Here is a 20,080-nt window from a genome sequence, read left to right on the forward strand (position 1 = left end):
ACAGTTTTATCAAGCCGCGCGGACAAAAATGTCTAGCGCGAGAACGAATGTTCGGTTATTATTATCTTCGAACAGTTGTTCCTGTCAAGCAAAATTCGAACATTTGTTTGACATGGGTAGAGAGGATGCCCTGATGGCTCGCAAAATTACCAAGCGTCAGCAGCAAATTTACGACTTCATCAAGGAATATCAGCAGGAGAAGGGTTATCCGCCCAGCGTGCGCGAGATGGCTTCTGCCGTGGGCCTTTCCTCCCCCAGCACCGTGCACGCCCATCTCTCTGCCCTGGAGGCGCGCGGGCTACTCAAGCGCGATGCCACCAAACCGCGCGCCCTGGAACTCTTTAACGAGGACGGTTCCTCTGTCTCAATTTCTAAATCTGACGAGCCCACCGCACCTCGCGGAACGGTCTCGCTACCGCTCGTTGGTCGCGTCGCGGCTGGGATCCCCATTCTGGCCGAGCAGAATATCGAAGACACGTTTACTATCCCGACCGAAATCGCGACTGATCAGGGTTCCTTTATCCTTGAGGTGCATGGGAGCTCAATGATCAATGTCGGCATCTTCAATGGCGATTACATCATCGTCCGTGAACAAAAGAATGCCATGAACGGCGAAATTGTCGTGGCTATGATCGATGGTTCAGCGACCGTCAAGACGTTCTACAAGGAGCAGGGACGCGTACGCCTGCAGCCTGAGAATGACACCATGGAGCCTATCTATGCAACGAATCCCGTTATCCTGGGCAAAGTCGTCGGCTTGATGCGCCGGTTCTCGTAATGCAAAAACGCATAACCATCTTTGATACCGTCCGCGGGTTTACGATGATTTCTATGGCAGGTTTTCACGCTTGCTATGATCTTGCCTACCTGTACGGCTGGGATATGCCTTGGTTTACCCAGACTGTCTTTCAAGACGTCTGGCGCGCCAGCATCAGCTGGGTATTTTTGTTTATCGCGGGTTGGATGTGCACTCTTTCGCGCAACAATATCAAACGTGCCGCCAAATACGCCTTAGCAGCACTCGTTGTCTGGTTGGCAACAACACTTGTCTCAGTCGACGATTCGGTTAATTTTGGCATCATCTACTGCATGGCCGCATGCACCGGCATCGTGGCGTTGACCGATCCCGTCCTTAAGAAGATAACGGCGAGATGGGGCATGCCCCTATGCCTTGTGTTGTTCGCCCTCACCTGGAGCATCCCCAAAACGATCTACCCTGTCCCCTACCTGGCGTGGCTGGGATTTCCGAGCCCTGGGTTTGTCTCAGGTGATTACTACCCCATCATCCCGTTTATCTTTATGTATCTTGCAGGATACTTCGCCGCACACATAGCGCAGAGTATCGATAAGACCGTCCCTAGCTGGGCCTACGCCAACCCCCTGCCGGCGCTCGCCAGCCTTGGACGTCACGCTCTCCCCTTTTATCTGCTGCATCAGCCCATCATTCTGGGCATTTTGGAGCTCGTCTACTCGGTGCGATAACGCTCGAGCCGCGGTGCAATACGAGCCGGCAACTTCGCCACAATGCGAACGCCGTCCTCGAGATATTCCTCATGCAGAAGGGTTCCCTGCTCATGCACCAGCGTGATGAGAGCGCCCTCGCGATACGGGATATCAGCGGAGAGCAACACATCGGTGGCAGCTGCCTCGCGAGCAATGCGATCGACGAGATCGTCGAGCCCCTCGCCCGTTTGGGCCGAGAACAGAACGGCTTCTGGATAGCGACGACGGAAACTCAATCGATCAACGCTATCGAGAAGATCGATTTTATTGAATACGGTCAGCGTTAAACGCTCTCCGGCGCCGATCTCATCAAGCACGCGGTCAACAGCCTCCAGCTGCCGCTCATAGTCCTCGTCAGACGCATCTACGACTTTGAGAATTAGATCGGCACCCAAAACCTCGGACAGCGTTGATTTAAAGGCATCAACCAGACCATGCGGCAGCTTTTGAATAAAGCCGACGGTATCAGTAATCGTCATGCCGCGACCGCCGGGCAGGCGATACGAACGCGTCGTCGGGTCGAGCGTAGCAAACAGCTTGTCCTGAGAAAGTACCGTAGAGCCGGTCAGACGATTGAGCAACGTAGATTTACCGGCATTGGTATAACCGGCTAACGCGACGCGAAACGCCGGTGACTCAATGCGGCTCTTGGATTGAACATCGCGACGCTGTTCAACCTGCTTGAGCTCACGACGAAGCGCAGCGATCTTATTACGAATGAGGCGACGGTCGACCTCGAGCTGACTTTCGCCCTGACCAAAGCGTGAGCCGATGCCGCCGCGCGTCTGTTCCTTGGCGAGATGGCTCCACATGCCACGCAGGCGAGGCAACAAGTATTGAAGCTGTGCCAGCTGTACCTGCAGGCGTCCCTCACGCGTCTGAGCATGCAGGCCAAAGATATCCAGGATCAGTGCAGTACGATCGATAATCTTTACCGGCTCGCCCACGGCTTTCTCCAAATAGGATTGCTGCGAGGGGGTCAGGTCGTCGTCAAAAATAACGACATCGGCATCCATGCGACGCACCAGGCCGCACAGCTCTTCAACCTTACCGGAACCGATAAACGATTTAGGATACGGCTTTACCAAACGCTGCGACAAGCGTGCCACGCACTGGGCACCAGCTGTGTGGGCAAGACGCTCCAGCTCGTCAAGCGAGCGATCGAGCGGCCATGCATTGTCGCGCCACTCAACACCAACTAAAATGGCACGCTCGGGCTCGGGTGCCGTGGGAACAAGGGGGAAACGGGCCATTAGACAGCCTCAATACGATGCAGGATATCCTCAACGACCTCATCGATCGTACATTCATCCATATCAAACCACACGATACGGTCATCGCGCTTAAACCACGAAAGCTGACGCTTGGCATAACGACGCGAACGCATCTTAATGAGTTCGCGAGCCTCATCCATGCTCATCACGCCATTGAAAGCATCGATGATCTCTTTATAGCCAATTGCCTGCATCGACGTCAGGGCATCACCCAGCCCCTGGTCCATAAGACCGCGGACCTCATCGACAAGACCCTGCTCAAACATCAGATCGACGCGCAGATTAATGCGCTCGTAGAGCACCTCGCGATTACGCGTCAGACCAAACCATAGGGCATGATAATGCTCGCGCGGAACACTAAACTGCGACTTTTGCTGCGCATAGGAGACGCCATCATCATGCATCTCGAGCGCACGAATCACACGGCGCACGTTATGGGGATGAATAACAGCAGCCGATTCTGGATCGCGCTCGGCAAGCAAGGCATGCAGTTCTTCCTCGCCAATACGCTCGGCAAGCTCCTGATAGCCCGCACGGCGATCGTCCTCAAGTTCACCCGAGGGAAAGTCCATCTCATCGAGGGCGGCCTTGAGATACAGCCCCGTACCTCCGCAAAAAACCGGCAGGCAACCCGAACCAAGGAGACGTTCAACATGCGCGCGAGCGTCAGCCTGATAAAGCGCAGCAGAATATGCCACACCCGGCTCTACAATGTCGACGAGACGCAGCGGCGCCGTGCACTCATCGGGCGCCATCTTTGCGGTACCGATGTCCATGCCGCGATAGATTTGCATCGCATCGCACGACAGCACTTCGGACGAAAGACGAGCTGCCAAACGGTCGGCAACATCACTCTTACCAACCGCCGTCGGACCGACGATCGCAACGGCGGAAAGACCTGCCCCGGAAGAAACCATTAGCGCGGCTCGCCCACAACGAAACCGGATAAATACCAGGTCTTGGCAACGTCAACGTCAACATCAACGATCTTGCCAACAAGCTGATCGATGCTGTAACCCTCAGGGATAGGCGCATGCACGGTCTGATTCTTGGGGCTCTTGCCCAGCAGGACCGCATCGTTCTTTTTACTCGTTCCCTCAATGAGCGCGGGAACCACAGTATGAAGCTCGCCCTGGTTATACTCGTGTGCCGTGGTCTCGATAACCTTAACCAGGCGATTGAAACGCTCGAGAATAACCTCATGCGGCGTAGGATCGTCAATCTCGGCGGCCGGGGTACCGGCACGCTTGGAATAGATGAAGGTATAGGCCTGAGCATAGCGGACCGTCTCGGCAAGCGAGAGCGTCTGCTCAAAGTCTTCTTCAGTCTCGCCCGGGAAGCCAACGATAATGTCGGTCGAGAGCGCGATATCGGGCATGCGGTTGCGAATGCGATCGACAAGGCCCAGATAGTCCTCGCGTGTATAACGGCGATTCATCTCTTTGAGGATCCGCGTCGAACCGGACTGGACGGCCAAGTGCAGCTGCGGCATAACGGCAGGCGTCTCGGCCATGGCGTCGATGGTCTCGGGCAACAGGTCCTTGGGATGCGAAGACGTAAAGAAGATGCGCTCCACGCCCGTATCGCCCACGGCACGCAGCAGATCGGCAAAACGCGGCTTGCCAAACAGATCGCGACCATATGAGTTAACGTTTTGGCCCAGCAGCGTAATCTCACGCACGCCCTGGCGCACCAAACCGGTCACCTCGTCGACAATCTCCTCGAAGGGGCGGCTCTTTTCGCGACCGCGCACGTACGGCACGATGCAATAGGTGCAGAAATTATTGCAGCCCGTCATGATGGGCACCCAGGCGTGATACTGAGTCTCGCGATGCCACGGCATGCTCATGGCATCCGTATCCTCATGCTCATTGGTGCGGATATGACGCTTACCATCAAGGAACGCCTCGGCAATGAGCTCGGCCACATGTGCAATGGAATGCGTGCCAAAGATGACATTGACGTTATCGACGTTGGTGAGCAGGCCCTCGCCATCGCGCTGCGCGATGCAACCGCCAACGGCAACCACGCGCTTGCCCGAAGGCGAAGGCGGCAGGCTTTTGCAGGAATTGCACTGACCGTACAGGCGAGTATCGGCGGCCTCGCGCACGCAGCACGTCATGAAGACAACGATATCGGCATGCGCGGGATCGAGCGCCATGAGGCAGCCATACGAATCAAGCAGACCGCTCACACGCTCGGAGTCGTGCTGGTTCATCTGGCAGCCAAAGGTGCGGATAAAGTAGGTTTTACCGGCAAGAATATCGCGTACGGAACGCTGGTCCATGTGCATAAGTCCTAACGATGGGGAGCGAAACAAGGCAAGCAAAAGCTATGCCACAGGCTTAACATCATCCATGACGACGTTATCCATAGCAGCTCGATTGATCTGGTGAACGTAGATAGAAAGGCGGATGGCCGTGCGCGACTCCCCGTTAATGAGGATGTCGGAGAACACGGGCGCGCAGGAAATATCAAAACCGGTTGGAATCAAAAAACCGCGCGCGATAGCAACGGCCTTAATGGCCTGGTTGACGGCACCGGCGCCGACACACTGGATGTTGACGGGTACACCATCCTTGACCATGCCGGCAATGGCGCCGGCAACGGACGCGGGCGATGATTTGCTTGATACCTTCAGGCAATCCATGAAGAAACTCCTGCATTTAAAAGTACGTTTTAACTGCAATAACTGTATCGTACCGAGTGGACTCGGTAAAGGCACTATTCCTCTTTGGCAAGATCAAAGGTCACGGTGATTCGATCACGCGAAACACGGATCTTTGGGTCGCCGCAAAGGTTGAGATAGTACCGGGCGGCAAGGTCATTAAAGTCGCGTTCCACAGCGCGCGAAAACTGTGCCATGTCATCCTTGGCAATACGTAGCCCGCGACGATCCTTCGCGAGATCGACAGGAGCCGGCGCATGCGAGGACGAATCACGCTCGCGCAGCAGACGCGCGGTCACACCGCGAACGGGCTTAATCTGCCCTGCCAAAATGCGATGGGCCGTGCGCTCGGACATCTCAAGACCCAAACCCGAACAAATACGGATAAAGTCCTCGGCATCAGAAGCAAGGCCTAAACGATCGACAACCGGAAGCTCGCTCTCGTCATCAATGAACAGGAGACGAGACGTATCGAGCCGACTTGACGCTTGAGCATAAAGGGTCGCGGCAATCTCAGACGGAGAACCAAGATAGACATCGCAACCACGCAACTCCTCGAGCGCAAACTCACAAGCAGCGCGAATAATATTATGTGGACCGCGAGCGCAGACATAACGTCCGTCCTCATCCTTGACGGCCTGAGGCCAGCTGGACTGATCGGCACGCTCACTGAGGCGGTCGGCCGCAACGCTCACCTTGAAGGCTGAACCAAGATCGACGCCGGACGTGACCACACGGGCCTCATCGGTGTTCTGCTTGATCGAAAACAATGCCATGCCACGACCGTGAACGCCCCAACGGTCCATCTTCATGCTCTCGAGCTTGGAGGTAACGCGGGCATCAAAGATTCGCTCTTGCATATCCTGCGGAACGCCAGAACCGTTATCCAGAAAGACAAGCGTGCGGACGCCGTCTTCCTTGGTCGTGGCGAGATAGACCTTGTCGGCGCCGGCATCGCGAGCATTACGGAGCATTTCGATGACGATGTCCTCGACATGCTGAATGTCGTGCTTAGCCTGGCGCCGCTCGGCCTCCGAAACGCGGAGGCGGACATACCCCTCGCCAAGGTTCTCCTCGACGCGAAGGTTGCCCTCCCCCGACATCGACGCGATAAATGAGATGAGCTCGTTCGCGTCGCTCATGTTATTTAGCGATATCGACAGCGCGGCTCTCGCGAATCACGACGACGCGCACCTGACCGGGATACTCCATCTCTTCCTCGATCTGATGGGCGATATCGTGAGCCAGAACCGTGGACTGGGCATCGGAAATCTTGTCCGGCTGGACCATGACGTGGACCTCGCGACCGGCCTGCATGGCATAGGTACGTTCGACGCCGTCATGGGAGTTGGCGATCTCCTCGAGCTTCTCAAGACGCTTGATGTAGTTCTCGGCAGACTCGCGACGGGCACCGGGGCGAGAGGCAGAGACAGCATCGGCGGCCTGCACCAGGACATCGAGCACCGTGTTGGGGTCGACATCGGCATGGTGAGCCTCAATAGCGTGGACGATAACGGGCTTCTCGCCATAACGGCGGGCAAGCTCGGCGCCGATGACGGCATGCGGGCCCTCGACGTCGTGGTCGATTGCCTTGCCCAGGTCATGAAGCAGGCCGGCGCGCTTGGCGGTCACAACGTCCAGGCCAAGCTCGGAAGCCATCACGCCGCACAGATCAGAGACCTCGAGGGAATGCTGAAGCACGTTCTGACCAAACGAGGTACGGTAGCGCAGGGCACCAAGGGTCTTGACGATCTCGGGGTGCAGATCGTGGATGCCGGTATCGAAGGCAGCCTGCTCGCCAGCCTCGCGCACGCGCTGCTGAACCAGGTCGGCGGCCTTGTGATACATCTCCTCGATACGGGCAGGGTGAATGCGGCCGTCGGCGATGAGGTTCTCGAGGGCGACACGGGCGGTCTCACGACGGACCGGGTCGAAGCTCGAAAGAACGACGGTCTCGGGCGTGTCGTCGATCACGAGGTTGACGCCGGAAACCTGCTCGAAGGTCCGGATGTTGCGACCCTCGCGACCGATGATACGGCCCTTGAGGTCATCAGAGGGAATGTGCACGGAGGTAACGGTAACCTCGGCAGTGTGGTCGGCAGCGCAGCGCTGAATCGCCAGAGACAGAATCTCCTGGGCGGTCTTGTGGCACTCGGCGCGAACCTGCTGCTCGGACTCGCGAATGATCGTGGCGGCCTCGTGGGTGACCTCGCCGCGAACCTTATCGAGGAGCTCCTTGTGGGCGTCCTCGCGGGTAAGGTCGGCGATACGCTCGAGCTCGGAGGTCTGCTTTGCACAGAGCTCCTCGAGCTCACGGGAGCGCTTCTCGACCTGACCGGCCTGGCTGGACAGCTGATGCTCGCGCTTGTCGAGAGCGTCGTTGCGGCGATCAAGGGATTCCTCGCGCTGCATCACGCGGTTCTCGAGCGTACGAATCTCGTTCTTACGCTGCTTGTCCTCGGCCTCGGCGGCCTGCTTGTTCTTGATGATCTCCTCTTTAGCCTCGAGCAGAGCCTCTTTTTTGAGGGTCTCGGCCTGACGCTTAGCATCACCGATCAGGGACTCAGCCTGTGCGTGTGCCGACTGGATTTTTTCGTCGGCCTCGTGAAGACTACCCTGCTTGGCGGTGCGCATGTAGGCAATGGCGGCGATGGCACCCAAAACGATGCCAACGAGCGCTGCGATGATAGGCATGCTCACTCCTTTTTATGGATTCGTTACACAACAAAGCGAACCGTCCTTACGAACGGCTCGCGACATTTGAGTAATATGGGCGCAGCTTATGCGGGTCGGATACAGATAAACATATAAACAAACTCATCACAGATGAGCACATATCACAAAGCAAATGACGCTGTTTATCGTACGTTGAACCACAACAACTGTCAAATAAATGCCCCCAACACGGCGGCTAAAACACGGTGAGCGGCAGGGCCACAAAACGCATACGCCTAAACCGCACATTCCTCGCGTTCGGCATCGAGACGTGCCTTAACGGCATCGGCGGCGATATGATACGAGAAGCCCTTGCCCATCAAAAACCGAACCAGTTTTTCGAATCCGCGCGTCTCTGGAACACGCCGCTTGGCGAGCAGGGCTGACGCACGCGCCAAATCGTCTTCGACGGCAAAATAATCCTCGGGATAACCGGGAATGTCATCGAGCACGACATGACGGCGCTTGAGCTCGGTCTCGATTTTGCGCTGTCCCCAACCGCGCCGCTTGCGCTCCTCGATAAAGTACGAGCAAAAGCGGTTCTCGTCTAAAAAGCGATACTCGGTGGCGCGCTCGACGGCGAAATCGATTGCGGTCTGGTGAAAGCCGTAGCGAGCCAGCTTGTCACGGACCTCGCCCGTCGCATGGTCGCGGCGCGATAACATCTCGGTCACCATGGTAAGTGCACATTTACGCTCGACGAGCTGCACCGCCTCACGAAAGTTGTCCCAATCACAGGGAAGATCGGGGCGGTTTTTGACATACAGGCGCGCGACCCGCACGGGAATCCAAATGGACCGCTCAAAACCGCCCTCAAGCTCACAATCGATATGTGCGCAAGGCTTTTTGGACGCATACCCGCTCGAGAACGAGGAGGCCGCCTTCTTATCGGGAAAGACGACCGTGGCCTCGGTCACCGTATACGACATGAGCGCAACCGCTACTCGTCGTCATCATCGAGCATGGCGGAACCATCGATGGCGTAAAGCTCGTCAAACTCCTCAGGCGCAGGCTGATCGGTCAGCTCGACCTCGGATGGAGCATCGTCGTCAAACTCAAGCCCGCAGGCAAGGCGGACCTTATGCTCAATCTCGTCGGCGCAATCGGGGTGTTCGCGCAGGAACGCCTTGGCGGCCTCGCGACCGTTGCCGAGCTTGTCCTCGCCATAGGCAAACCAGGAGCCCATCTTCTTGCAGATGCCGCACTCGACAGCCATGTCCAGAATCGAGCCCTCCTTAGAGATACCCGTACCGTACATGATGTCGAACTCAGCAGAACGGAACGGAGCTGCCACCTTGTTCTTAACGACCTTGGCGCGCACGCGGTTACCGATAACCTCGTCCTTAAGCTTAATGCTGTCGATGCGGCGAATGTCGATACGCACCGAAGAGAAGAACTTAAGGGCGCGGCCGCCCGTCGTGGTCTCGGGGTTGCCGAACATGACGCCGATCTTCTCTCGCAGCTGGTTAATGAAGATGCATGTCGTGTTGGACTTGGACAGCGAGCCGGCGAGCTTGCGGAGCGCCTGACTCATCAGGCGAGCTTGCAAACCGACCGTGGTATCGCCGATCTCTCCCTCGATCTCGGCACGCGGGGTCAGCGCGGCGACGGAGTCGACGACGATGGCATCGATGGCGCCGGAACGCACGAGCATGTCAACAATCTCGAGCGCCTGCTCACCCGTATCAGGCTGGGAAATCAGTACCTCGTCGATATCCACGCCAATGCGCGCGGCATACGTGGGATCGAGCGCGTGCTCGGCATCGATAAATGCCACCACGCCACCCATTGCCTGGGCTTCGGCCAGGATCTCGAGCGAAAGCGTCGTCTTACCGGAGGACTCAGGACCGTAAATCTCGACGATACGGCCGCGCGGCACACCGCCGATACCCAGAGCGGCATCGAGTGCCAGAGCGCCCGTGGGGATGGCCTCAACCTCAAGCTCGGGGCCGCCGTCACCATACCTCATGATGGAGCCTTGACCGAACTTCTTCTCGATCTCGGCCTTGGTGGTGGCGATCATCTCATCGCGCTCTTTACCCGTCGTGCGAGCATGAACGGTACGTACGGGACCTGAATTCTTGGCCATGAATAGCCCTCCTCTTAACAACCTGCATCGATAATAAACGAACGGCTGTTCGTGGTCAACCGTTCAGGCCAATCATATGCAGGCAGTCTTTCCAAAACCCAACCAAACGCCGACCAAACACTGACCAAATGCTTGACCACAAAGGGCCGAATAAGAACAAGGAAGGCAAGAATACACCTATAACCAGCGCAAACGCTAAATTCGTCAGGGGTCCCTATCTCCACAATTAAGGGGCCCTAAGGCCCCTGAAAACACGTCTATTCCATAGAGTTGAGCACAAGGGCAATGCGTCCCAATGCCTCCGCGACCGCATGGGCACGAACACACGAACGGTCGCCCTCATAGTGGCAGCGCACAGAGTCCACGACCGGCACTTCCCCATCAGCCGCGCGATACGCCCAGCCAATATAGAAAGTGCCAGCCGGATCGTCCTCAGTGCCGCCGCCGGGGCCGGCATAACCCGTTGCGCTCACTGCAATATCGCTCTGGTACAGCTCCAGCGAACCCGCCGCCATCTCGTGCGCGGTCTGATGCGACACCGCGGTATAGCGGTCGAGCGTCTCCTGATCAACACCCAGAACGCGATGCTTGATCTCATCGCAGTAGGTCACCGCACCGCCACGCAGCACCACCGAGGCGCCCGGGATATCGGCAATCGTCGAGGCGATCATACCTGCTGTCAGCGACTCAGCCGTCGAAACCGTCACGCCCCGAGCGCTCGCGCGCTCGACAATATGACGCGCCAGCTCCTCGTTATGTGCGGAAATCTGATCAAAAGAGTCCGTCATACCCACCAGGACCTAGATCGAAAAGACGATCTTGCGGCAGTTCCAGAAGTATTGGGCGCCCGAGATAACGGTCAGGACAACGGCAACGGCGTACAGGAAGCGCGACACCGAGTAGATGCCGAGCGTCAGCGCCAGCGGGCCAAGGTGCAAGCCGGCCATCGCAAAGACGCACAGGTAACCGCAGATGGAGACCATCGTGGTCGCCGTCTTGTACTTGCCAAGCTTATCGGCGGCAACGACCACGCCGGCGGCACTCGCAACCATGCGCAGGGCGCTTACCAACAGCTCGCGGAACAAGATGATGAACACGGACCAAACCGTCACGGTGCCAAAGTCCAAGAACAGCAGCAAGGCCGAGAACACGAGCAGCTTATCGGCGATGGGGTCCAAGAACTTACCGAAATCGGTAATCTCGTTGCGCGAGCGCGCCAGGTAGCCGTCGACCTTATCGGTGCACGACAGGATCACATACAGAATGAAGGCAGCGGCGGCGAGCGGGCCGTCGAAGGTGCTCCAATCTGTACCGGCAACACTCGTGTGAGAAAGCGCCGACACGATCATGAACACCGGGATAAAGACGATGCGAACGCACGTCACGATGTTGGCGGGCGTCCAAACACTCGTCAGTTCCTTATTGCTCTCGTTTGCCACGATGCTCTCCTACTCCACAACATGGCCGATAAGCTCATAGCAGAAGCTATCGGTAAACTCGACCGTCAGAATATCGCCCACGGACGCCTCGCTGGCGTCCAAGTGCACCGCGCCATCGGAATCGGGCGCCTGGAACCAAGCATGGCCGATCAGCTCGGCGCCGTCCTCGGTCTCCTCGATGCCGTCGACAATCACCTGGGCGCGCTCGCCCACATGTGCGGCGGTGGCGGCAAAACCGAGCGACTCGGCCAGGTCCATGGCCTCCTGGGCGCGCTCGAGCTTGACCTCCTCATCGACCTGACCCTCCATCTTAGCGGCCAGGCTGCCCTCCTCCTGCGAGTAGGCAAAGACGCTCGTGTAGTCAAAGCCGACGGTGTCCATAAAGTCGATAAGGTCGCGGAACTCGTCGTCGGTCTCGGTCGGGAAGCCGACCATGGCCGTGGAACGGATCACGATGCCGGGGATACGCTCACGCAGATCGCGGAACAGGTCCTCGAGCTCCTGGCGCGAACCAGAACGGCGCATAGCCTTGAGGATGCGCGCGTCGCAGTGCTGCACGGGGATATCGATATAAGGCAGCACCTCGGGCGTATCGCGAATCGTATCGATAAGCTCGTCGGTCATGCCCTCGGGCTGCAGATAGAGCACGCGGACCCAGACGTTGTGCGGGCGCACGGACTCGGCGACGGCATGCAGCAGCTGCGCCAGATTGCGCGGCGAGCCATCGGTGACGTCTTCGTCGGCAAAGTCGGTGCCCCAAATACCCGTGTCCTGGCCGATCAGCACGATCTCGCGCACACCGCCGGCAACCAGGTCGCGTACCTCGGAGATAATGCTCTCGGCATTGCGCGAGTGATAACGACCGCGGATATACGGGATCATGCAGAAGCTGCAGAAGCGGTTGCAGCCATCGGAAATCTTGACGTAAGCAACGGCGCCCTCGACAGTGCGCTTGACTTGCGGAATATAGGCAGCGATCTCACGCTCGACACCCAGCACGCCATCGATGACCGCCACGATGCCGTCCTCCTCGTCGGCCTTCACAAAGGCAGCGACCTCGGGCAGCTCGTCAGGCAGGTCGTCGCCATAGCGCGACGGCACACAGCCGCACATGACGATGGGACAAGAACGAACGCCGTCCTGAACCTCGTTGGCGAGCTCGAGCGTGGTCTCGATGCTCTCGGACGTTGCGGAGGCGAGAAACGAGCATGTATTGACGATGGCGATATCGGCATCCTGTGGGTCGAATGCCTCCTCGTAGCCCGCGGCGGTCAAAAGAGAACGCATGCGGTCGGTGTCAACCTCGTTCTTAGCGCACCCGAGGGTGATGTAGAGCACGGAGCCCAACGGTGTATCCATGTTGGAGAGCAGTCCTTTCGAATGATATTAGCGGTAGTTGGTGAACTGCAGCGGCTGGCCGTAGTCCTGGTCGCGCAGGAACTGGATCACGGTCTGCAACGCGTCCTTCGAAGCAGAGGAAACACGCAGCTTGTCGGCCTCGATAGTCACCTTGACCTTGAGCTTTTGGTCCTTGATGTCCTTGTTGATCTTCTTGGCGGTCGCCTGGTCGATACCCTCGACGATATGGCCGAGCACGCGCACGGTGCCGCCCGATGCCGCCTGCGGAGCATCCCACGAGACAGCCTTGAGGTCGATGCCGCGCTTGATGAGCTTGGAGCTCAGCACGTCGATAATCTGCTTGGAGACAAAGTCGGCCGGGGCGTTGATCGTAAAGAGCTTGTCGCCCTTCGAAAGCTCGATCGTGGCGCCGGAATCCTTCAGGTCATAGCGCTGGGAAATCTCGCGCGTGGTTTGCTGGAAGGCGTTGTCGACCTCTTGCATGTTGACCTCGGACACGACGTCGAAGCTGGAATCTTTAGCCATGATGTTTCCTTTCGCGTACGAGCGGATTAGTAGCTATCGTACGAATAGTCGGTAGAATCGGTGGGCGTCTGGCCGTCAGTTGCGGTATCGGCGCCATCCGTGGACTGGGCATCGGTGCCGTCGGTGGTGTCGGTGCCGTCGGTGGTGTCGGTACCATCGGTGGTGTCGGTACCATCAGAACTTTCACCATTCTCGGAACCAGTCGTCTCCTTCTTGGGAACGGTGATCGTCACACGCGCCACGCCCGAGGTCTTGGTATCGTAACGGACCTTTTCGCCGTTCTTGGTAACGGTGACATCGGAAGGCTTGGACGTGGTGATCTCGATCGAGGACTCAGGCGTGTACTCCTGCTCAAAGGGGCCAGTCGCCTGGGCGCCATAGACCGACTTGCCATCGACCTTGACCTCAATCCAGGCGGTCTTTCCCTTGGCAACGGAGACCTTGACCTTCGTTACCTCGTTTTCTTCCTTTTTAGCCGTCGTCTTGGTGGCGTCCGAATCGGTCGACTCATCCGTCGCCTCATCGGTGTCTTCGTCCTCGTCGACCGTTTCGGTCTTCTTAGAAGACTTCTTGGGCGTCGTCTTGGTAGCAGTGGGCGTCTCGGGCGTGGTCTCGGGCGTCGAAGATGCGCAGCCGCGCAGAAGTACCACGATGAGCACGATCAGCAGCAACGCCACGGCACCGATGCCGGCGTAGACGATACGCGGATCGAGACCGTTGTTTTGAGGAGTACGGGAACCGCCGCGTCCACGACTGGAACTGCTGCGGCCGCCTCCCTGAGGCATACGACCACGATTGCTGTCGGAACGGCCGAGATAGCCACCCTGGCCCTGAAGGCTGCGCTGACCCGAGCGGGGCGCAAGTTCACCGCGGCCTTGATAGCCACGCTGGCCCGCACGCGGAGCCGAAGAGCGCTGGCCATACGGCTGTGATTGAGAGCGAAGACGCGGCGTCACCTGCGTGGCATCGGCGTCCGCATAGCCGCCGAGAGCACGACCGGCAGAGACACCACGGTGGCCACGATCGGAATAGCCGCCATCTCCGTAGCCGACACGGGGATCGCGCACCACACCGCGGGCAGCGGGAAGCGCACGATCGTCGGGCATAGGCGTGCTGCGGAAACGATCGCGCTGAGAACGGATTTCCTCACTGGACCCCGTCTCGGTAATATAGCCAGCCTGCTGCGGACGCTGACCATAACGCGTTGAGCGACCACCCTGAACCATCAGGAAGCGCCCGTTATCGACAGAGGAACGCGAATTGACGTAGCCGGCGGCGTCCTGAAAACGACCGCCCTGCTGCGACGTCTCGCGTTCGTATGCCATCAGGTCGTCAAAGTAGGCATTGACGACCTCGCGCGGATTGAGGCCCAAAAAACGAGCATAGCTCGAAATCATGCCCTGCGCATAGCCGCGCGGCGGCATCGAAGCAAAGTTACCGGTCTCGAAAAACTCGATGATCTGCGGCCTGATTTTGATGGTGTTGGCGACCTGCTGAATGGAAAGGCCCATTCGGCGACGCTGCTCGAGCAGCATGTCACCAAAGCGTGCAGCCATCAGAATCCTCCAAACTCACGATCTTCACGTGCCATCTCGGCGTCGACAGATTCCAGCGCGGCAAGCCCCTCCTCGTCCAAAAGGACCTCGCGCGGCTTGGAACCGTCAGGCGGGCCGACGACACCCTTTTCTTCCAGCATGTCCATAATACGCCCGGCACGCGCATAGCCAACCTTCAGACGACGTTGCAGGCCAGATGTGGAGCCAAGCTGCGATTCCACCACAATATGGGCGGCTTCCCAAATGAGTGGATCATCGTCTTGCGGCTCGGCTACTCCGGTGCGGACAATGCCTCCGCCACCCGCCATGGACATGGAAGCGGGCGCCACGGCAGACAGGATCTCCTCGTGGTAGTCTGGCTCACTCTGCGACTTGACGAACTCGACAATCTCGTTGATCTCATCATCCGAGACAAAGCAGCCCTGGATACGGCGGGGCTTGCCCCAGTCGACCTTGGAGAACAACATGTCGCCCAAACCGGTGAGCTTCTCGGCGCCCATCTGGTCGATGATGACGCGCGAGTCGATGCCCGTGGCGACGTTAAAGGCGATGCGGTTGGTGATGTTGGCCTTGATGAGGCCCGTCACCACGTTGGAGCTGGGGCGCTGCGTGGCAACGATAAGATGAATACCGGCGGCACGGCCCAACTGTGCAATACGCACGATCGAGGCCTCGACATCCTTACCGGCGACCATCATCAGGTCAGAGAGCTCGTCAATGATAATGACAAGGTAGGGCATCTTTTGCGGCGGATTGTCGTAATGCTCAAACTCACCAGCAGCCTGCTTTTCGTTGTAGGTCGAGATCTTACGCACGTTGAGACGCTCGAAGACCTTCAGGCGACGCTCCATCTCGGACACAGCCCATTGCAGAGCGCTCGCGGCCTGCTTGGGCTCGGTCACCACGGGCACATAGAGATGCGGCAGACCGTTATAGCCCGCAAGCTCGACACGCTTGGGGTCGACCATGATCAGGCGAACGTCCTCGGGAAGGGCGCGCATGAGCAAGGTCGTGATGATGGAATTGATCATCACCGACTTACCAGAACCGGTCGTACCGGCAATCAACAGGTGAGGCATCTTGGCGAGGTCGGCGACAACCGGCGTGCCCTCGGCGTCGCGGCCGATGGCGAGCTCGAGCGGACCGCCCTTCACATAGGGCAGCACGTCGCCCAGATTGACGTTCTGGCGCTTGCGGTTGGGAATCTCGATGCCCACGAGCGAGGTGCCGGGGATCGGGGCAAAGATACGCACCGACTGGGCAGCGAGCGAAAGCGCGATATCGTCCTCGAGGCTCGAAATTTTGCTCACACGCTCGCCCTCACCGGGCTGCAGTTTAAAGGTCGTCACCGTGGGGCCGGCGATCCAGCCGACCACGCGGGCACTGCGGCCAAACTCAAGCAAGGTGGATTGCAGTGACTCAGCGGTCTGCTCCAGCTCCTTGTCCGAAGACGCAGCGGAAGCCGACTGCGGGTTGGCATGCAGGATTTCGAGCGGCGGAAGCTTGAGGCCGTCCTCTTCTTCGCCCTCGTTATCTGCGGCGCCGTCGTCCACTCCCCCATCACGAGCCGCAGCCGATTCGATAGCACTCGTGGCAGGCGCATCGGCAACCTTGGGATGCTTCAGGAAGTCGGGAATCTGAGGTGCGGCCGAGACGGGATTCACGGCAAACGGCGGCTCGGACTCGTCAATCTTATCGGGGTCGTCTTCCATCGAAAGCTGGCCGGTTACCTGGCCGCGCTTTGCATGGCGACGCGGCAGCAAAGTTGTCTTTGCGGTCTCAATCGGAGCCTCGTCGTCCTCGTCATCGCCCTCGGTAAGCTCAATCTCGCTATCGGACCAAGATGGGTCGGGCTCACTCGTATTGAGCTTAGGCGCAGCCTTGCCCTTCTTGACATGGCGACGCGGCAGCAGCGTGGTCTTGGCCCGCTCGGCTTCAACCGACTCGGATACGTCGACAAACGGGTCATCGTCCTCGTCGTCATCCAAAACCGGGTCGACATCGCCACCCATGACCGTGGTCACCGCGGCGTCAGTCCCCTTCTGGCGCAGAATGCTCAGGTGCGGACGAGCGACGCCGGGAACAGACAGGGCCTCTTCATCGCCCCACGGGCTCGCATTGACATCGGAACGACGGCGTTCGGCAAAATCTGCCGCACGATCGCGTGCGGAGCGCAAAACGCCACCCACCGAAAAGCCGATAATGACCAAACCAACGACGACAAGCCCCAGCAAGACAACCATGGCGATAGGTTTACCCAGGGCGTTTTGCAAGGCACTTGCGATAAAGGCGCCAATGTAGCCGCCCGACACGGAAAGGTTCTGCGGCGTGAACATAAGGTCGCACGAATCGCTCGTGCCCGGCACCATCAACGAAAGAATGGAGACGACGGCGATAAAGACCAAGGCGCCGCCCGCAACAGAGCGCACGTTGAGCGGCGAGTCCTCACCCAAAAAGAGCGTGGCGGCAAACAGCAAGATGACGATCGGCAGCACGTAGGCGCCCAGGCCAAAGCCCAGGTGGTAGAAACCGGCAACCGCAGCCGTCACGGGCGCTGTTGCAGGAGAGATCACGGCAATGAAGGACGCGATCGCCAAAACGGCGATGACCACACCGGCGATATCGCGATTGGCCGAAGGCTCGACCAAGGGCTCAAACTCATCAAACTCGGACTCGTGGCCCTTATTGGCACGCAGATGGGAACCGGCACCCTTAGCAGATGCCGGTTGGTTATTGGCCTTATTGCCTTTGGCGTTTTGTGCAGATCCGCGCGCCAAACTAAACCTCCATGACGACCGGGATGATCATCGGACGGGTGCGCGTACGGCTCCAGATAAAGTTAGAGAGCGAATCGCGCACGGCCTTGCGAATGGCATCGGAACCGCTGCTGGTAAAGCTAAACTTACCCTTCTCGATTGTCTTCATAATGGACGCGGAGGCATCCTCGGAGAACTGGTCGTCGATGGCAAACGAGACGCCGCGGCCCGAGAACTCGATGGCCTCGATCTTCTTGTGTTTGAGGGAGACGATGGCAACGGCCGTGACCATACCGTCGTTGGCGAGCTTCTGGCGATCGCGCAGGACGATGGGGTCGGTATCGCCGATACGCAGGCCGTCGACGTAAACGACACCGGACTCGACGGGCGTACCGCGCTTGACGATACCACCGCGCATCTCGAGCGTGTCGCCGTTATCGAGGATAAAGATATGGTCGTCCTTGATGCCCATCTTGCGGGCCAGCTGGGCATGGGCGCGCAGATGCACGGCCTCACCGTGAACCGGCATAAAGTACGTGGGCTTGGCCATGGCCATCAGGAGCTTGAGCTCCTCCTGGCTACCGTGACCCGAGACGTGGACGAGAGCGCGGTTCTTATCCCACACGTCGCAGCCGAGCTTGGCCAGGCTGTTGACGACCTGCTGGACGGCCTTCTCGTTGCCAGGAACGGGAGTTGCCGAGAGGATAACGGTATCGCCCTCGTGGATGGAGAGCGTCTTGTGCTCGCCATTGGCCATGCGGGACAGGGCCGACAGCGGCTCGCCCTGCGAACCAGTGCACATGACGACGATCTTGTCGTCAGGCAGGTTATCAATATCGAAGGCATCGATGATATCGGCATCATCGATGTTGAGATAACCGAGCTCGCGCGCCACGCGGGTGTTCGTGAGCATGGAGCGACCGGTCACAACGACCTTACGGCCGCACTTGCGGGCGGCATCGCAGATCTGCTGCAAACGATGGATGTGGCTCGAAAACGATGCGACGAACACGCGACCCGGGGCGTTCTTGATGGCGTGCAGCAGGTTGGGACCAACCTCGGCCTCGGACTTGGTAAAGCCGGGAACCGTGGCATTGGTGGAGTCGGAAAGCAGCAGGTCGATGCCCTGCTTGGCAAAGCGGCTGATAGCGGCATAGTCGGGCGTGACGCCATCGATGGGCGTCTGGTCGAGCTTAAAGTCGCCGGTGTGCATAACGGTGCCCTGATTGGTGCGGATGAACACGCCCAGAGCGCCGGGGATGGAGTGCGTCATCGAGAAGAAGTCGAGCGAGATGCCGCCGAGGTTGACATGGCTGCCGCCCTTGACCTCGCGGAACTTAGGTGCGCGGATGCGGAACTCAGAAAGCTTGCCCTCGATAAAGCCAAGCGTCAGCTTGCTCGAAAAGATGGGAACCTTGTTGTTGAGGTCCTGCAGCAGATACGGAAGCGATCCGGTGTGGTCCTCGTGGCCGTGAGTGACGATGATACCGCGGAGCTTCTCCTCGTTCTCCAGAACATAGGTGTAGTCGGGAAGCACCAGATCGATACCAGGCTGGGAGTCATCCGGAAACATGAGGCCGGCGTCGACGAGCACCATGTCGTCGCCGCACTCGAAGACCGTCATGTTCTTGCCGATGCCGTCGAGGCCGCCGAGCGGAATGATCTTCAAGGGAGATGATTTTTTAGCTGCCATAGGTTAGTGTGGTTTCCTTTCTTCGAAACGGGTCTGGAACAACCGACGGGGCGCTTCTGGCAAACCGACCGCCGGGAACGTACAAACATGCATCACAGAGTCGATGCAATAACCACAGTATGATACCCATTTGCACAACAACAGACCACCCATGCATCAAAGCCCCATCTGAACTGGTCTATCCCGCCGGTCTGGGGCCATCGGGGGCCGGGGCGGGTTAAGTTTGCTGCTCTACAGTCCTGCGCAAGACGGAAAGCACATTAAGTGCTTTCCTTTGCGTGCGGAACTCGCGACAAACTTAACCCGCCCCGGCCCCCGATGGCCCCAGACCTGTCAAAAAGGGACAGGTCTATTTTGGGCGGGTTTATCTGAGGATATACCGAAAGAGAAAGTATCGACAATTCAGGAAAAAAGAAAACTGAATAGACCATCTGACAAAATCGCAAGCATCACCCACCAGCCCTTTTGCTGTTCCCGGCGGGGGCCGCGGGGAAAGTTTATCG

General features: G+C 58.5%; 17 protein-coding genes. 2 read left to right on the forward strand and 15 right to left on the reverse strand.

Annotation, left to right across the window (positions count from 1 at the left end):
- Nucleotides 1-133 precede the first annotated feature (133 nt).
- Both lexA and DW233_RS06230 read left to right on the forward strand, forming a co-directional pair.
- Nucleotides 134-778, forward strand: coding sequence for a transcriptional repressor LexA (gene lexA, locus DW233_RS06225; RefSeq protein ID WP_055250104.1), 645 nt, complete (start codon nucleotides 134-136; stop codon nucleotides 776-778).
- Nucleotides 778-1,482 carry a heparan-alpha-glucosaminide N-acetyltransferase gene (locus DW233_RS06230; protein ID WP_117854742.1) on the forward strand — a complete coding sequence of 235 codons (705 nt, stop codon included), beginning with the start codon at nucleotides 778-780 and terminating at the stop codon, nucleotides 1,480-1,482. Before lexA ends, DW233_RS06230 begins: the two co-directional genes overlap by 1 nt.
- On the opposite strand, the gene hflX is transcribed toward DW233_RS06230, so the two are convergent.
- The 15 genes from hflX to DW233_RS06305 all read right to left on the reverse strand — a co-directional run bounded on the left by hflX (nucleotide 1,467) and on the right by DW233_RS06305 (nucleotide 19,577).
- Entirely contained in the window at nucleotides 1,467-2,756 is a 1,290-nt protein-coding gene (hflX, locus tag DW233_RS06235; RefSeq protein ID WP_117635238.1) for a GTPase HflX, read from the reverse strand. The two genes, DW233_RS06230 and hflX, sit on opposite strands and share 16 nt — an antisense overlap.
- A complete protein-coding gene (gene miaA, locus DW233_RS06240; RefSeq protein ID WP_118267300.1) occupies nucleotides 2,756-3,694 on the reverse strand; it encodes a tRNA (adenosine(37)-N6)-dimethylallyltransferase MiaA in 939 nt (312 codons plus the stop codon). Before miaA ends, hflX begins: the two co-directional genes overlap by 1 nt.
- Nucleotides 3,694-5,064 (reverse strand): tRNA (N6-isopentenyl adenosine(37)-C2)-methylthiotransferase MiaB, encoded by a 1,371-nt coding sequence (gene miaB, locus DW233_RS06245; RefSeq protein WP_118267301.1) that lies wholly within the window; start codon nucleotides 5,062-5,064, stop codon nucleotides 3,694-3,696. The genes miaA and miaB overlap by 1 nt, the downstream gene beginning before the upstream one ends.
- 45 nt (nucleotides 5,065-5,109) lie before the next feature.
- The gene (locus DW233_RS06250; RefSeq protein WP_006235982.1) at nucleotides 5,110-5,427 is read right to left on the reverse strand and encodes a stage V sporulation protein S; all 318 of its coding nucleotides are present in this window, start codon (nucleotides 5,425-5,427) and stop codon (nucleotides 5,110-5,112) included.
- Between the two features lie 74 nt (nucleotides 5,428-5,501).
- The gene (locus DW233_RS06255) at nucleotides 5,502-6,587 is read right to left on the reverse strand and encodes an ATP-binding protein (RefSeq protein ID WP_006235981.1); all 1,086 of its coding nucleotides are present in this window, start codon (nucleotides 6,585-6,587) and stop codon (nucleotides 5,502-5,504) included.
- A gap of 1 nt (nucleotide 6,588) precedes the next feature.
- Nucleotides 6,589-8,139 (reverse strand): ribonuclease Y, encoded by a 1,551-nt coding sequence (gene rny, locus DW233_RS06260; RefSeq protein ID WP_089573375.1) that lies wholly within the window; start codon nucleotides 8,137-8,139, stop codon nucleotides 6,589-6,591.
- Between the two features lie 257 nt (nucleotides 8,140-8,396).
- On the reverse strand, nucleotides 8,397-9,089 hold the full coding sequence (locus DW233_RS06265) for a regulatory protein RecX (protein ID WP_089573376.1): 693 nt from the start codon (nucleotides 9,087-9,089) through the stop codon (nucleotides 8,397-8,399).
- 11 nt (nucleotides 9,090-9,100) lie between these two features.
- Entirely contained in the window at nucleotides 9,101-10,249 is a 1,149-nt protein-coding gene (gene recA, locus DW233_RS06270; RefSeq protein ID WP_022094695.1) for a recombinase RecA, read from the reverse strand.
- Nucleotides 10,250-10,506: 257 nt separating this feature from the next.
- Entirely contained in the window at nucleotides 10,507-11,037 is a 531-nt protein-coding gene (locus DW233_RS06275; protein ID WP_118267303.1) for a CinA family protein, read from the reverse strand.
- Between the two features lie 12 nt (nucleotides 11,038-11,049).
- Nucleotides 11,050-11,598: a CDP-diacylglycerol--glycerol-3-phosphate 3-phosphatidyltransferase gene (pgsA, locus tag DW233_RS06280; protein ID WP_233547957.1), complete on the reverse strand. Its 549-nt coding sequence runs from the start codon at nucleotides 11,596-11,598 to the stop codon at nucleotides 11,050-11,052.
- A gap of 99 nt (nucleotides 11,599-11,697) precedes the next feature.
- The gene (gene rimO, locus DW233_RS06285) at nucleotides 11,698-13,047 is read right to left on the reverse strand and encodes a 30S ribosomal protein S12 methylthiotransferase RimO (RefSeq protein WP_118267306.1); all 1,350 of its coding nucleotides are present in this window, start codon (nucleotides 13,045-13,047) and stop codon (nucleotides 11,698-11,700) included.
- A 27-nt stretch (nucleotides 13,048-13,074) separates the two neighbouring features.
- The gene (locus DW233_RS06290) at nucleotides 13,075-13,572 is read right to left on the reverse strand and encodes a YajQ family cyclic di-GMP-binding protein (RefSeq protein WP_022094699.1); all 498 of its coding nucleotides are present in this window, start codon (nucleotides 13,570-13,572) and stop codon (nucleotides 13,075-13,077) included.
- Between the two features lie 26 nt (nucleotides 13,573-13,598).
- Nucleotides 13,599-15,128, reverse strand: a complete 1,530-nt coding sequence (locus tag DW233_RS06295) for a RodZ family helix-turn-helix domain-containing protein (protein ID WP_118267308.1) — start codon at nucleotides 15,126-15,128, stop codon at nucleotides 13,599-13,601.
- On the reverse strand, nucleotides 15,128-17,905 hold the full coding sequence (locus DW233_RS06300) for a DNA translocase FtsK (protein WP_233547956.1): 2,778 nt from the start codon (nucleotides 17,903-17,905) through the stop codon (nucleotides 15,128-15,130). The genes DW233_RS06295 and DW233_RS06300 overlap by 1 nt, the downstream gene beginning before the upstream one ends.
- Before the next feature lies 1 nt (nucleotide 17,906).
- Nucleotides 17,907-19,577: a ribonuclease J gene (locus DW233_RS06305; protein WP_117654800.1), complete on the reverse strand. Its 1,671-nt coding sequence runs from the start codon at nucleotides 19,575-19,577 to the stop codon at nucleotides 17,907-17,909.
- Between the last annotated feature and the right edge of the window lie 503 nt (nucleotides 19,578-20,080).

The organism is Collinsella sp. AM20-15AC (assembly GCF_003471405.1).
Classification (GTDB): Bacteria; Actinomycetota; Coriobacteriia; order Coriobacteriales; family Coriobacteriaceae; genus Collinsella.